Annotated in this window: 12 protein-coding genes and 1 pseudogene; 4 read left to right on the top strand and 9 right to left on the bottom strand. The window is 38.5% G+C overall.

All coding sequences use genetic code 11. The annotated features are described in order from the left end of the window. Positions 1-18: 18 nt before the first annotated feature. From ACFFGV_RS15070 to ACFFGV_RS15040, 7 genes are all read right to left on the bottom strand, one after another. Complete coding sequence (locus ACFFGV_RS15070) at positions 19-234, bottom strand: hypothetical protein (protein ID WP_377349464.1); 216 nt, start codon at positions 232-234, stop codon at positions 19-21. 30 nt (positions 235-264) lie between these two features. Further along, complete coding sequence (locus tag ACFFGV_RS15065; protein WP_377349461.1) at positions 265-774, bottom strand: GNAT family N-acetyltransferase; 510 nt, start codon at positions 772-774, stop codon at positions 265-267. A gap of 357 nt (positions 775-1131) precedes the next feature. After that, positions 1132-1542, bottom strand: coding sequence for a VOC family protein (locus ACFFGV_RS15060; RefSeq protein WP_377349458.1), 411 nt, complete (start codon positions 1540-1542; stop codon positions 1132-1134). 136 nt (positions 1543-1678) lie between these two features. After that, entirely contained in the window at positions 1679-3148 is a 1470-nt protein-coding gene (locus ACFFGV_RS15055; RefSeq protein WP_377349456.1) for a flavin monoamine oxidase family protein, read from the bottom strand. A 205-nt stretch (positions 3149-3353) separates the two neighbouring features. Next, positions 3354-3611 carry a DUF6366 family protein gene (locus ACFFGV_RS15050; protein WP_377349454.1) on the bottom strand — a complete coding sequence of 86 codons (258 nt, stop codon included), beginning with the start codon at positions 3609-3611 and terminating at the stop codon, positions 3354-3356. Between the two features lie 21 nt (positions 3612-3632). Further along, a complete protein-coding gene (locus ACFFGV_RS15045) occupies positions 3633-4235 on the bottom strand; it encodes a hypothetical protein (protein ID WP_377349452.1) in 603 nt (200 codons plus the stop codon). Positions 4236-4420: 185 nt separating this feature from the next. Next, entirely contained in the window at positions 4421-4879 is a 459-nt protein-coding gene (locus tag ACFFGV_RS15040) for a nucleoside deaminase (RefSeq protein ID WP_377349449.1), read from the bottom strand. A 691-nt stretch (positions 4880-5570) separates the two neighbouring features. On the opposite strand from ACFFGV_RS15040, the gene ACFFGV_RS15035 reads away from it, so the two are divergent. Further along, entirely contained in the window at positions 5571-6815 is a 1245-nt protein-coding gene (locus ACFFGV_RS15035; RefSeq protein ID WP_377349447.1) for an esterase/lipase family protein, read from the top strand. A gap of 219 nt (positions 6816-7034) precedes the next feature. On the opposite strand, the gene ACFFGV_RS15030 is transcribed toward ACFFGV_RS15035, so the two are convergent. Beyond that, on the bottom strand, positions 7035-8264 hold the full coding sequence (locus ACFFGV_RS15030) for an NAD-dependent epimerase/dehydratase family protein (RefSeq protein ID WP_377349445.1): 1230 nt from the start codon (positions 8262-8264) through the stop codon (positions 7035-7037). A 389-nt stretch (positions 8265-8653) separates the two neighbouring features. Between ACFFGV_RS15030 and ACFFGV_RS15025 the strand changes: the two genes are divergently transcribed. The 3 genes and pseudogenes from ACFFGV_RS15025 (at position 8654) to ACFFGV_RS15015 (ending at position 11356) form a co-directional block, all read left to right on the top strand. Beyond that, positions 8654-9037 carry an ectoine synthase gene (locus ACFFGV_RS15025; RefSeq protein ID WP_377349443.1) on the top strand — a complete coding sequence of 128 codons (384 nt, stop codon included), beginning with the start codon at positions 8654-8656 and terminating at the stop codon, positions 9035-9037. Between the two features lie 138 nt (positions 9038-9175). Next, a pseudogene (locus ACFFGV_RS15020) lies at positions 9176-9349 on the top strand (transposase); the annotation flags it as partial. 456 nt (positions 9350-9805) lie between these two features. After that, positions 9806-11356: an esterase/lipase family protein gene (locus tag ACFFGV_RS15015; protein ID WP_377349440.1), complete on the top strand. Its 1551-nt coding sequence runs from the start codon at positions 9806-9808 to the stop codon at positions 11354-11356. Between the two features lie 359 nt (positions 11357-11715). Here the strand turns inward: ACFFGV_RS15015 and ACFFGV_RS15010 are convergent, their stop codons facing one another. Beyond that, positions 11716-14415, bottom strand: a complete 2700-nt coding sequence (locus ACFFGV_RS15010) for a tetratricopeptide repeat protein (protein WP_377349438.1) — start codon at positions 14413-14415, stop codon at positions 11716-11718. Between the last annotated feature and the right edge of the window lie 274 nt (positions 14416-14689).

The raw sequence follows: 14689 nt of genomic DNA, 5'->3' as shown, positions 1-14689 counted from the left end.
TTTTTCTCCTTGTTCCTATTATACCAAGGAGAAGTGTACCCCCCGTTCTTTCAGTATTGTAATTTTACTTACCTTATCCCTTAAGACTGCTTGATATAAACATGGAGGCATCTTGATTCTTCTGGTAGAGTTAAACCCTATTTCGATTAAGCTTGACCTTTGTGCTAATTCAACTCTCTCTTCTGAGTCATATTGTTTAGCCAGCTTTTCAAATACATTATCCTTATCCTCCATGTTTTCCTCCTAAATCGTTAGTGTTTTGTGTTATAAATAGCGTTTATAGTGAACGAACTTTACAGCTTCGCCATTCATTTCAAATCTCTCATCGTTATGTTCCACTTTACTAAAATCATTTTTCTCTAAGATCCTCTGGGAAGCTATATTATTAGTAGTAGTCTTTGCATAGACCAAGGAGATCCCTTTATGTTTTATTGTATTCATGAATAGAAGTAAGGCTTTCTGCGCAACCCCTTGCCCTGTATGCTCCTCTCCCATTCTATAGCCTATGTATCCTGTATGGTGAATTCGGTCAATGTTCACTAAGTTCATCCTGCCTAAAATGTTACCTCCTCTATCCTTAATTAAATAGAAATAAGCTATTCCTTGCTCTTGTTCATGCAATATAGCTATTTGCTGCTTTAGAAAGGTCTCATATTGATAGTAAGTATTTCCGCGACTAGGGACCATCTTCTCAAAATAAGCGCGATTATTATATTCAAAATCAAATAATGGTTTACTGTCTTCGTACGTTAAAGAATCAACTGTAATGTCCATCTTATCATCACCTGTTATTTTTATATTAAATAATTTCTCTCCTATCCTCTCTACTTCATTTCAATAGAATAAGTATATTCCTTTAAAAAATATACTCTATAAACTCATTATATACTATGGAGTATAATAGAGTTCGTTTTGGAGAAAGACGTGTTTACCATCATCATCATTCCACTTGTGTAGTACTTTATCATGATTATTTCTCAAGTACATTATCATCATCTAATGCAACTTTTTCTTATACCCAATACTATTGGAAGGATAATGAGGCAAATTAATATTGTACAAAAAACACCATATAATTTTATGTATAAAGAAATCTAGTAAATATATTCAATTAAATCAGAAAGACTATTATCAATCATAACGCATATTAAAATCTGGACTTAATTCACTCCAAACGTCAAAAGCATTTCCGTCTGGATCATAAAATACAAAATTATAGCCAGGATGCCCTCGGTCTTCTATTTTTCCTACTGATATACCTGCATTTATTAGATAATGGTGAAACTTTCTTAGTTGATCCATTCCATCTACCTCAAAGGTGAATGGACAATGTTGCTTTCCACTGTTATCGAGAAATTGTAAGTTCTGTCCTTCTTGAGATTTTATGAGAAAGAAACTCTGATTTGCGAAGGCAAGAATTGCTTTATCATCTGAACGGAAATTTTCGATGGCATCTAAATGTTCTTGATACCATTTTGATGATGCTCCTACGTTTGATACTGGTAAATAAGCGGTGCCTATCCTTTTCAAAAAAGAATTCATAACATTCCACCTCCTTTATAATATGGCTCTTTTCATGCTGTAATTGATTTTACTGTATGCTTCCACTCCTCTTTCCCCCTACAACGTGGGAAAGGACGGTGTTGCTAATGGATATAACGATTTTAGCGGAACAACCCTACTTTCGTATATTTATTTCATAGGCAGTCCTTACCCCCGATTCAATGGCACCCTCTATCCAACCGTGGAATGAGGATGTGTGCTCCCCTGCAAAATGGAGTCTGCCTTCTGGTCGTTTTATCACATCTGAGAAATCCCTTCCTTGACCTGGAAGAAACAATGTAAAAGCCCCTGCAGAAAATGGATTATCCATCCAATTATAGGCGAATGCATTCATGTATTGGGTATATACAACGGTACCATATATTCTGGCTAAATCATCTAACAGCTCTCGGACTAATTCCTTTTTGGGTAAGCTTCCCCAAATAATAGCATCTTGTCCCCAGCTATAACTTGCTAATAATACTGCTGCTCCATTTGTTCCAAGCCCATGACTGGGGATATAGGAAAAACGGGAAGGAAAATCTGTTATAGCATTCCCTACTCTTGCTTTTTCCCAAAAGCGGCTTTTAAATTCTATGCCAACTTTTATGGCAGGAAGGTTAACAAGTTCTCTAATAATCTGCCATTTATCAAATGAAATGGAACGATAAGGATAGACATCTATAAGCTGAAAAACGGGAAACGGGATTGTGATGATGGCATAATCCCCTTCATAATGATGCCACCTTCCTGAAATTAGATCTTTCGCTTGAATGTGTACACTATCTTTGTTCTGATAGATTTTGTCCACTTTACGGTTCAAACGAATATCAGATCCCAGTTGGTTTTGGAATGATAAAGGTAACCGATCATTCCCTCCTTCAATTTCAAAGAATTTTACTTGTTTACTGAATATCGGAAAGATAATGTCAGTCAGAATGTCCACGAACGAGAATTCTGGAAACCCCTCAAGTCCAAGCATTACACCAATACTTCTTATAGCATTTTTTGATAACGGTTTTCCGAGCGGATTATATTCGAGATATTCCCCCATTGAATATTCAGAGAATTGTTCTCTTAGTTTTTCTTGTTCTTTAGTAGTACTGTTGGCATAAAGATCGAGAAATGGCTGAGTAGCTTCTAGAAAAAGCTCTGTAGCAGTCTTTCCCTTCTCATTGTCATTTACGGGAAATTCTAAAATATCTGGATTTCTCTCGTATTCTTGTCTTGTAGTTAATATGTTATTTACGTAGATTAAATCTACAGGCGTAGAGTTAAGGAAGTGGTTGAGCGGTAATTGAAAACGTCTTATATATTCGAATACTAACGGATGTGTATCAGGAATTCTCATAGCTCCTACATCCAGATAATTCCCTGATGTGAAAGGGTTTCTGACCGTATATACTCTTCCCCCAATACGAATATTACCCTCTAATATTGTTACCTGATGTCCAGCTTGCTTCAGTAATGATGCCGAAACCAGTCCAGACATTCCACCCCCAATAATGAGCACCTTTTTTGGTGATGATTTATATGTTAAGCCGTGTTGAATGATATGTAGCATTCCCTCTGGATAATCTAGGTGTTGGTTTGTGGAGCTATTCAACGTGGATTCCTCCTCTCTTTTCCATTTATGTATATGTAACATAATGGAAAATAGAAGATTGGAGATATAGTGGCCGCTTTTGTTAGACTAATTCTGTCTTTACGGAGTTTAATAGTTTGCAGTAGTGTGCTGCATCTATTTTTGTATTGGTAAGGGGGCTTGAGGGTTCCTTTGCTTTAAACCCCTTCTTCTTTGTTAATAATTATTAGCTAAAGAACAAGGAGTAGATTACAAACCCGATTATAGCAACAAGCAGTACTATTCCTGTACCCTTCCACCCTAAGCCTCCTACTAAATCCACGAGACTGCCGTTACTGGACCGATGGAATCCATCTGTTACATTACTGGCAGCATTATTGTTTCTTTCTTTTTGTCTTAACCGCTCTCGACTGTTGTCTGGCATTTCCTTTTCTTTATTATCATGGTACATTGCCAATTCAACCCTTTCGTACACAGTGTTCATACCTTACCTTGCTTACTAGTCTCACCTTTCTTCCACCCTTATTTTTAACAGTAGATTAGCACTGTCTTCCTCGAGTAGCTGCTCTAGCTGCTCCTTCTCCCGAAAATCAAAATTTCTCATAGCATTTTCAGCCTTACGATAAACGGCTAATATTTCTGTTTCGCCGATTTCTAGTTCCATGGGATCTTCCTTATTCGCATAGCGCCAGCTACCCATGCCATCCATGGTGACTGCGTTAGCAGGAACTCTCTCAGGTGCAGACCTAGTCTCTGGTCCGTATAGAAAGAACAAGGTATTCCCTTCATTCGTGTTAATGATACCAAAGCCTAGATGGCCTTGTTCTGATTCGTTATGACTCAACCCGTAGGAAAGCTCTGATAAAGGCTCTTCTTCCTTCACTCCATCTTTATAGCTCTCCACCCAGAGCCTAACCCACCTCTGGTCTGCATTAGGTAAAGTGAAATGAAAATCAAACAACGGTCCAAGAGATAATTCGTTAAAGGTATTAGAATAAGTAGAATCTGGGCGAGCTTCAATAGTAATGTTATCATCTGTAGATATACTACACCCTGCCATGATCCATAAAATGAATGCTAACATAAGTGATAAACGAATCAGCTTCATAACCAAGTCCCTCCCTTTGTTATATAGTAAACTGCTTACAATATATGACTTCCACATTTACTAATAAATCCCTTTCTTGTGTACATTTCTTTTGTGAACCTTATCTACATTTCGCTTGGATAAAGTCATAACATAACAAATAGCCCCTGGCTAAACATGCCAGGGGCTATTTGTTATCATTCTATTTATCCAAACGTGTAACCATCGAATACCTTTAAGCCTTCTTCATTTAATACTTGTTGGACAACGGAAGGCTTTAGCGGGCTCTTTTCAAATACCTCTAGACATGGGATCATTATGTTATCCCCTGCAATATGTGCTAGTTGGTCGTGTGTAACGCTATATACCATTTTACCAAGATTAGACCAAACCATTGCACCAGAGCACATCACGCAAGGTTCGCAGCTCGTATATAAAGTATAATCTCCTAAATCAAATAGCTGATTTTCTGAACAAAAATCTCTAATCAACCCTATTTCAGCATGATAAGTAGGGTCAGAGTGGGTATGTACTTTGTTCTCGGCTATTTTTACAATCTTTTTATCTTTGACCAAAATGGCACCGAAAGGTTCGTTTCCTTCTGCTCTTGATTTTGAAGCCTGTTCAATTGCTATTTTCATGAAATATTCATCGTTGTACGTCATAGAAGCACTCCCATTTCCTGTTGTTGATTTCTTTCCCATTATAAAGGAAATTCTTCTCGCTTACCATCCAGTTCTCTATTCAACAGAAATTATTTCACCCTGCTTTTTCTTGAAACTGCAGTGGTCCGTAAAAATGAGCATACGTTTTCAGTAAATCGAACGCTTCTTGTAGCCGTTCTCAGAAAAAAATTTATAAACTCACCATTAATATGAGGCTAATTTAGCTACATTGTAAAGATATAAATAGGTGAAATGGCGCGGGCCTTCATAATCAAAAGCACCCCCCCATTACTATGCCAAATGTCAACCTCCTTCTCTATGAAAGAAACAATGGCAAATCCCTTTTGAGGGGGATATTTAACAACGGTATGAAGAGGATTAACATATCAGTCATGTCTTCACTAATATTTCAGCTCTTGCATGTGTTTATCTTCATATGCACCACATGGCAGGGTAGGCTACACTCTTGTTCTAAACGCAAGGCCTCTCTTATCATTAGGACTCTAACATGATAGCTTTCCAATGGTGTACAAGCGCTTCTATTCGATGGTGGGTATTTCAACCCATTCCTTCTCTAAGCGAAAATAGGAAGTAGTAAACCAATCTATTTACCTATTGGAGCACTCTCTTATTTTCTATATGATTACATATTGTAATAGTCAGAAAATTCTTAATAGGAGAGTGTTATATCATGAAAGGTTTAGTAAGTGTCTGTTTGGTATTATTTTTCTTTGTTTTTATGTCACAAGAAAGGAAAGCGGTTACATACGCGGCTGCAAACAACGATTACCCCATCATTCTCGTTCACGGAGTAGCCGGATGGGGGAAAGAAGAAATGAAGAATTTCTATTATTGGGGCGGTATAAATGACGTGGAGGGTCAGTTGAATCGAAATGGGTATGAAACGTATGTTGCTTCTATGGGGCCACTTTCTAGTAACAGGGATCGTGCTGCGGAATTATATGCATTTATCAAGGGGGGTACAGTAGATTATGGTGCTGCTCATGCCGCTAAGCACAACCACAGCCGATTTGGTGATACCTATCCTGGTGTGGAACAGCATGCTGGTGCAGGTAACAAGGTTCACTTAGTAGGACATAGTATGGGCGGACAAACTGCCAGAATGTTAGTGGAGATGCTGAAAAGCGGCAGTAAGGAGGAGAAAGACTATCATGCTAATCACCCATCTGAAGAACCTATCTCTCCGCTCTTTGAAGGAGACCAAAGCTGGGTTCATAGTGTGACAACCATAGCTACTCCCCATAATGGTTCCCCGGTCTCTAATCAATCAGAGGACTTTATACCATTTCTAAAAGGATTGGTATGGAAATACATTACTTTAGCAGAATCCCATACCGGCGAGCAGATCAATTATGATTTTGATTTAGATCATTGGGGACTGAAAAAGAAAACGAATGAATCTGCATTCTCCTATATGGACCGCTTGTTCCACCATCCATTCTGGGAAACAGAGGATACAGCCCAATATGATTTGTCTCTAGAAGGGGCCAAAGAGTTAAATCAACAAATACACACCTATGAAGATATCTATTATTTCTCCTATACTGGTGACGCCACTAACCCTTCTGTGTTTACAGAATATAGACTTCCAATTGTAACGATGAATCCTATTTTTTACTCGACGGGGTTTTATGTAGGACGGTATAGCAATTCTGCATTTGGAATAGATCAATCATGGTATGCAAACGATGGATTAGTCAGTGTTCCATCCTCTCAGCATCCACTTGGTCATCCATCCACCAAGAATATAAGTAACCAGCCAACTAAAGGAGTTTGGAATGTTAACCCTACGCAGCGAAGGTGGGATCATCTTGATTTTGTAGGAATCGATGTAGCTGATAGTGTGGGATGGAGCGATATTAATGCTTACTATCGAGAAATTGCCTCTAAGCTATATAATTTGCCTGCAAACTAGTATCTAGCAGACTGTAATTATCATTTTTTACACAAAGATTCTTTAAAGACCAATGTGATCAAGCCAAAATCATTACATTATGATGTATGAATAGTAGACGATTGTACATGAAGTGGGATGAAATTACAGGTACCCTCCCTTATTTATTGAGTAGAGTTTTACACAAAAAAGAAGCATCCTATCCATCTGGATGCTTCTTTTAGTGAAATAAATATATAACTATTCTTCTCCTTCAGGAATGCCAGGCTGTTGCTCTTTTGTCCATGTGCTTTTTGCAGGAATTTTTGAAAAATCTGCACGATAAGCATATTTCTGAGCTACTTCTGTCACTTCCTGTAACAATCCTGCCTCTAGCGTTGTCGGATTAAGACCCTTGGATAAGAAGAGATCGTTTTTAACGTGCAGATCATTCTCTGGCGCTTCTTTCCGTGGATTCGAAACATAGGCTATTTCCCCACCTGATAACTCACTGACGAGTTTAGCGAGATCATTTACACGATGTGTCTCTGTCATTTGATTAAAAATCATCACACGCTCTTCGATTTGTGGAGGGTTCTCAATAGCTAGCTCAATACAACGGACGGTATCCTGAATATGGATAAAGGCCCTAGTCTGTCCGCCAGTACCATGAACCGTAATTGGATAACCAACCGCAGCCTGCATCAAGAATCGGTTTAGAACAGTGCCATAATCTCCGTCATAATCAAAACGGTTGATTAGTCTCTCATCCAACTTAGTCTCCTCCGTATTGGTACCCCAAACGATACCTTGATGAAGGTCTGTGATACGTAAACCGTCATTTTTATTATAGTAATGGAATAATAATTGATCCTGTGTTTTCGTCATATGATAAATGGAACCAGGATTAGTTGGATACAGAATTTGTTGTTCAATTCTCTCTCCAGTTTCAGTCTTCACTTCAATATCCAGATATCCTTCTGGAATCTTCATTCCAGCAGTACCATATCCGTAAACACCCATAGTTCCCAGGTGAACAAGGTGAATATCTAATCCAGATTCAGCTATCGCACATAGTACATTATGAGTTGTATTAATATTATTGTTAACAGTATAGCGCTTATGTTTTGGAGATTTCATGGAATAAGGTGCAGAACGCTGTTCAGCAAAATGAACAATAACATCTGGTTTCTCTGTATGTAGCGTTTTCAGCAAATCATCGTATTCCTCAGCTATGTCGAGATTAATGAAGTCAATCTTCTTGCCTGCAACCTCTTCCCATACCTTCAGCCTAGTACCCATTGGCTGAATAGGTGTTAACGATTCTGCCTCTAGTTCATTATCGATATTACGTCTGGACAGATTATCGATAATTACTACGTCATGGCCCATATTTGATAAATGAAGGCTGGTTGGCCAACCGCAGAAACCATCTCCTCCTAGGACGATTATTTTCTTCTTTGTTTGTACATGTTTTCTTTCTAAATCCATTTCGATACACCCTTTATCAGTTAGTCTCTCATTTTCTTAGGAAAGAAAAAGTATAGGGATAACTTGTCCTTTTATTACTATGATGAACAGTAAAAACGAGAATGATGTTGTTGTCCTATTTACAACAACCACTTTTTCATCATATCTAAAGGGGGCATGCAGTGCAACCATATTCAAAAGCATCACTATACTTTTTTTATTATATCATTCCCTTCCTATGCTTTTCACACCTCCCTTCCACCCCAGTATTTTCCTTATACAATAGAGAAGCTTCGTTCAAGAAACCGTATCTTTGACTATTTAGAAGAAGTTTATTAAGGTTATAATGATAAGATTTCTGAACATTCAAACGAAATGTGCGTCAGCAATTACGTTAAGGAGGACGAATGATGAAGGTGAAGAAATTAGAGGACATAATTGGAACAGAGAAAGAAGTTAGTGACGATAACTGGGTCAGTAGACGCTTGTTATTGCAGGAAGATAATGTAGGCTTCAGTTTGCATGATACTGTGTTAACAGCTGGTACAGAAACGTACATATGGTATAAACACCATATTGAAGCAGTGTATTGCATTGAAGGCGAAGCTGAAATAGAAACAGTGGAAAATGGTGAGACATACCGCATTACCCCAGGTACAATGTATTGCCTAGATAACCATGAAAAACACTATGTTCGTGCTATAACGAATTTCCGAGTAGTCTGTGTCTTTACCCCTGCTTTGATCGGGGACGAAGTCCATGATGAGGAAGGAGTTTATCGAGCACCTGAATGATTACCCAAAAAGGCACCTTAATAAGGTGCTAAGGCTGTCGAGAAAGTCTCGACAGCCTTATTTATTTCTTTTTACTTTCATTATTCACCGCGTTAATTTGTTACATTAGTTATATATTCTCTAACGAAAGGTGATTCGATGTTTCAATCCAAAAAAGAGCGTCAAAATGAAATCGAAATGATCACGATTGAAGAGCTTGTTCCTGAAGACCATCTCCTCCGTAAAATCGATCGGTACATAGACTTCTCCTTCATTCCAGAAAAAGTGCGATCTTACTATTCCGAAGACAATGGTCGTCCTTCACTTGATCCTCAAGAAGATTGCCCTTCACCTATCAAGGGTGTGTTAGGTGAAGGAGAGTCTTTTTCGGTGAAGGGCTGGCAAATACCAGGAGACTCCTGCGGAAAAACGGGCGATCCGAGACCCCCGAGTGTGGGTTTCACGAGGAGGCTCGGGCGTTCGTCCGCGGAAAGCGAGTGGTATTTGCCAGCCCGCATACATGAAAAAAGCTTGTAGGAAACAAGGGGGGGGTTTCTCTACAAGCTGGGCACCTTATTAAGGTGCTCCTTTTAGTGTTCTTCAAGTTAGCTCATATTACATAAAAATACATTTATTGAATATCATAGTCCTGGATGGTTAGTCCCCTTTTTATAAAATAAGCAAAAAAGCATGCTAAATTCCCACTCAAAAACTGGTGAATTATAACCTTGATGTACCTCCTCTATTTTTTTATAGTATAGAAGATTCAAAAAATTTTAGGAGGTTACTATGAAAAGACTCTCGTTTACGTATGTACTTGTTTTTCTATTAATGTTCTCTTTTGCTGCCCCTGCTGAAGCTGGTAAGCTTGGAAAGGGTGACCCTAATGGAACGCCTGGGGAATGGTTTACTGGTGAAATACCTAATCAAGTAAAAGACGGATCCTACCCACTTGTTTTTGTTCATGGCTTGAATAGCTCTTCTAGTACTTGGATTGACGATAATAACATGGATGAGATTACATACAACAAGAATTATTGGACAGCTTATATTAATTTATATCCTACTAAAAATATGTGGGATAATGGAAAATTGCTATCAGATAAGTTAAAAGAAATGTATGAGCATTTCGGCCAAAAGGTTATCTTGATTACCCACTCCAAAGGTGGTGTAGATGCCCAATCTGCACTAATACACCACGATGCCTACCAATATGTAGAGAAGGTCATTACCCTCTCCACACCCCACCATGGTTCACAACTAGCAGATTTAGCTTATTCCAGCTGGGCTGGATGGTTAGCTGAAATCATTGGAAATAAAAATGACGCAACCCACTCACTTCAAACTGGATATATGAGTTATTTCCGAGACATTACCGATAGCGACCCTAATCGATCTCTCACTCCGTACTATACATTTGGAGGTACAGATTGGGGCAGCTTTGGTGGTTCCTTATACTGGGGTGGTCTTTACCTCAGCCAATATGGAAAGAATGATGGAGCCGTTACTGTAGCAAGCTCTAGATTGTCCTATGGTAATGAGATTAAAGTAAGTGATTGGGATCATTCCTCCATTAAAGAAGGGAGTTCCACTTTTCCCTTGTTTGAACCCTATTTATCTACGAAACAACCTACCATACAGCCTTTGAAAAAATCGTTTATTACACCAGAAGTAGAAATTGCCTCTACATCAAGGGAAGAACAATCTAGTGAGGAAGCAAATATTCTAGTCCGCGGAGGACAATATTCCGGTCAAACAGAGGAGTCCTTCTCTGTTGAAGGAGGAACGGATACGATTATGCTAGATTGGATGTCACAATACGAGAACTCTAATATAACATTAATAGGACCAGACAATCAGGAGTACACTCCCTCTTCTGTGTTTAAGGATGAAAGCATGTTCAAGGGTGCTTATCATCACCAAATAAAAGTGAATAATCCTTCCGATGGACAGTGGACATTATTTGCTAAACACAACCAGTCAGAGAGTTATCTAATGCAGGTCTCCTTCGAAAGCGATTTGAATGACGAAATGAAATTGGATAAGCAAGCCCTCACAGCCAAAAAAGTAGAAGTTGAAACAGATAATAATAAAATTAAGCGGGATACGATAAAGGGAGATATTATCATTCAATATAGTAAGAATGGCAAGACGAAACAGCAAAGACTGACCAAGGAGAAATTCAATAAACTGGAAGAACTGCCTATTAAAAATGCTGGACAAGGTGTGTACCATATCATGATGGATATTGAAGGGGACACTACAGATAATAAATCATTTGAGCGCACTCTTCTTCATACGATATACATTGATGAAAAAGGAAAGGTCCACCGTCCATAAAATAGTTCTAAAAAGTAAATGGTGGTGAATAAACAAGACCCTGCAGCTTCACCTTTCTCTATTACAAGCTGTAACCACCCTTACTTGCAATCAAGCCTCCTCAGCCGGAAAAAAACACCGATGAGGAGGCTTGATCATTTCTATATCATCATAACGAAAACCTTACCTTGAAATATGCAGTGAATAGATCAATATTGTAGAGATGTCCTTACTAACTATTTCAATAGTATAGTTGAACTTCATTATTTAGAATTATCAATAAATGTATTACTACATAAATATTATCCTGTCTTCATACTAAATAGACTCTTTTATCACTAGCTCCATTCTTATTCATTAAGATAGATTACCTAGAAGCGTTACAACTTCTTTAATGCTCGCATTTTTGAGTTAAGTGCATTTCGATACTGCACGGCTTCTTTTGTTCCGGGCGCCAATGTGAGCATTTCCTTAAAGCTTTGTAAAGCCAAGCTATATGCTTCTATTGCGTTTAGCTTATTTTGTTGTTTTTCGTAAGCTTCTCCCCATGCATAATAGGTCTTCCCAAGGCTATTCTGGCTATAGATGTATGTAGGCGTGTACCTCAACGTTTCTAAATGCTTCATTTTTGCTTGTTCAAATGAGGCCATAGCCATATCCCATTTTTCTTGCCGTGCGTAAAGAATACCTAGTTCCCGATAAGCTGAGGCTAGTCTGTTACGGGATCCTCCTTGAGTTGGGGAAAGCTCTAGCACTTCTTCAAAGGCAGCCTTTGCAAGCTCAAAGCTGTTGATGGCCTTATCCCATTGGTTATTGCATACTTGTGCCTTCATGCAATCAACGGAGGCATGTCCTTTCTTTTCGAGCACATCTATTAGACACGGTGACAATTGAAGTACTTGATTATAAATAGCAATAGCCTGCCCATAAATAGATATGGCCTTCTTCCATTGTTGTTTCTCATAATAATGTTCCGCTAATCTTTTATAGGACAATCCTAACTGTTTCATGGTCAGCACTTGATCGAAGCTATATTCCTTCTGTACAGCTTTTTTTAAATAAAGTATAGAACGTTCATACAACTTCTCTTGTTGTGAGTCAGAAGGGTCAGCTGCACATTCTCCCAGTTTTTCATATGCGATACCTTTTATCACATATGTCAACTGTACCTCTTCTACTTTGTCGCATAATTGAAGGGCTTCTTTATAGTGATGGACAGCTTGAGAATAGTCTCCGAACCTCACTATTAATTTCCCTAGATGCAGATGGACACTCGCTTCTTCTAACTCCATCGCTCCATAAGTCGAGAATAGATGTAATGCGTTCTGAAAGTAAGTAAGAGCTTGCTCGTATTGACTTTGATGGACCATTAATTCTCCTAGAAGAACACGTACCGAGGCATAAGATCCAATTGTCCCTTCCGTTTTTTGTAAAATGTCTATCGATTTAGAGTACAGTGTCTCTGCGGTATGATATTCCCCAACTAGAGCAAAAGTTTCTCCGAACAGTTTATATACCTCTCCGTAAATAGAAGAAGCAATGTCATTCGTAAGGTATTCCTCGATAATCGGAAAAGCTTCTACCAGTACAAGAAGATCTCCGTTATTTTTAAGATTTGTTCCTTCTCGTAGGGTCCATTGAACAGCTTGTTCTATAGGTTGATTCTGAAAAGCATGGAACATTCCTTCCTGAAAAGGGATACTCTTGTGCTCCACTGTACGTAGTTGATTTTCGTAGTACTGAAGCAGAAAATCATGCACTTTCTGATATAATATAGGCTGGTGTTGTTGAAGAGATTTCCGTAAGCTTTCCCTCATTATCGTATGCATAGACCAGGCTTGATTTTCCCTTTCTGAAATGAAGGAGAAACGAAATAATTCAGTATAAGAAGTAATGGGATAACCTGTATTAAATGTATTGACTAGGGACTGAAATAGATCTAAATCCCAGAAACGTGGCAGTGCGAGGAGCTTTAAGGTTTCCTGTTCTGACTTACTAAGATATTGGAGTAATCGTTGTGTCATTTGTGCTCTTGTGGCAGTTAATTCATTTTTAGTGGGGGTATGAGTGGCTTTTAGGACAAAAAACGTATCAATTAATACATCAAGGTAATAAGGAAGTCCCTTACTCGTATCCATTATAGTATTCCGAATGGCTGGATCCTCAATCCCGCAGGAAAGCAGAAACTGTTCACTGTCTACTTTAGATAATTCTCCAATTAAATGCTGTTCAATGTACTCTTCCCATTCCTCGTCTAAACGCCCCCATTGGATTTTATCCCTTCCACATATGACCCATAATACTTCCGGCAGCTGCAACACTAATTGCCTTATCCACTCATCCTTGTCTAAAAAATGACCCTGTTGATTAGTGTTGTCCAAAAGAGCTTCATAGGTGTCAATAAATAGCACAGCGGGCTTAGGTTTTTGCTGAAGGTAATCCTTGAGGTCTAAAGCCCAATATAAGCTTAATCGTTCTTCTATCTCTCCAGGAAGCATTTCCTCTAATTGCTCCAGTACTTGTTTTCCCCTCCCAAACCACCAATTTATGCTTTCTTTATACTTCGACAAGCCATGTATAAGCTTTAACGTCTTTGGTAGCCAATGGGCAAGTGGTATATTCTCTAATTGATTGATCAAATCCCCAACAAAGCTTCCTTCTTCAATAAATGGGAGCTCTTTAGATTGGGATTTCAGACTCATTTCAGGATGAAGCTTCTTCCAGTACACAGCATAAGCTAGGTCGAATGTTGGAAACGTTACTCGATGAGATGTCTTCAATTGCTCTCTTAAATGAATTAATGATCTAGAAAGAGAATGATGGCTAACTTCTTTAAAGTCCAGAAAAGCATTCATACTATTAGGATAATACTGTTGTGATTGCTGTTTTAATTCCTTAAGCAGTCGACTCTTCCCTATGCCACCTATCCCATAGTAAACGAGCACACGAGGGTTATCATCCTTCTCTTGCATTGCTCTTTTAAATGTGCGCTGCGGCTCTTCACGGTCTGTGAATTGCCGAACGGCAATATTTTTGTTTAGTTTTAATGTATGCAAAGAATGCTTTGGTTTTAATGTCACTTGCGTATCCCCCTTTGTAGGAAAAATGACACTTCTTTTCTTCCTTTATACCATATTTTTCAAAGGAATAGTTGCATGATCTTTTAGAGGATTGATAATATTTGTGAGTAAGAGAATCTACAAACGATTTCTTGCCTGCACACAAGGATGATATTAACACCTGACACATAAGCAGCATTTCTCGAATAGGAACATCCCTACCAAAGAAAGCTCCCCTCCCTCTGGAAAAAGTTGGGGAACTTTCTTTTGATAATGGGAGTTTCTTGAACAATCG

The sequence above is a fragment of the Pontibacillus salicampi genome, from assembly GCF_042434395.1.
In the GTDB taxonomy this organism is placed as follows: domain Bacteria; phylum Bacillota; class Bacilli; order Bacillales; family BH030062; genus Pontibacillus; species Pontibacillus salicampi.
This window is presented reverse-complemented; position numbering and strand designations above follow the sequence as displayed.

Bases quoted from the DNA above. Each gene is read 5' to 3' on its own strand.
- ACFFGV_RS15070 (WP_377349464.1), bottom strand. From the start codon at position 234: ATGGAGGATAAGGATAATGTATTTGAAAAGCTGGCTAAACAATATGAC.
- ACFFGV_RS15065 (WP_377349461.1), bottom strand. From the start codon at position 774: ATGGACATTACAGTTGATTCTTTAACGTACGAAGACAGTAAACCATTA.
- ACFFGV_RS15060 (WP_377349458.1), bottom strand. From the start codon at position 1,542: ATGAATTCTTTTTTGAAAAGGATAGGCACCGCTTATTTACCAGTATCA.
- ACFFGV_RS15050 (WP_377349454.1), bottom strand. From the start codon at position 3,611: ATGAACACTGTGTACGAAAGGGTTGAATTGGCAATGTACCATGATAAT.
- ACFFGV_RS15045 (WP_377349452.1), bottom strand. From the start codon at position 4,235: ATGAAGCTGATTCGTTTATCACTTATGTTAGCATTCATTTTATGGATC.
- ACFFGV_RS15040 (WP_377349449.1), bottom strand. From the start codon at position 4,879: ATGACGTACAACGATGAATATTTCATGAAAATAGCAATTGAACAGGCT.
- ACFFGV_RS15035 (WP_377349447.1), top strand. From the start codon at position 5,571: ATGAAAGGTTTAGTAAGTGTCTGTTTGGTATTATTTTTCTTTGTTTTT.
- ACFFGV_RS15030 (WP_377349445.1), bottom strand. From the start codon at position 8,264: ATGGATTTAGAAAGAAAACATGTACAAACAAAGAAGAAAATAATCGTC.
- ACFFGV_RS15025 (WP_377349443.1), top strand. From the start codon at position 8,654: ATGAAGGTGAAGAAATTAGAGGACATAATTGGAACAGAGAAAGAAGTT.
- ACFFGV_RS15015 (WP_377349440.1), top strand. From the start codon at position 9,806: ATGAAAAGACTCTCGTTTACGTATGTACTTGTTTTTCTATTAATGTTC.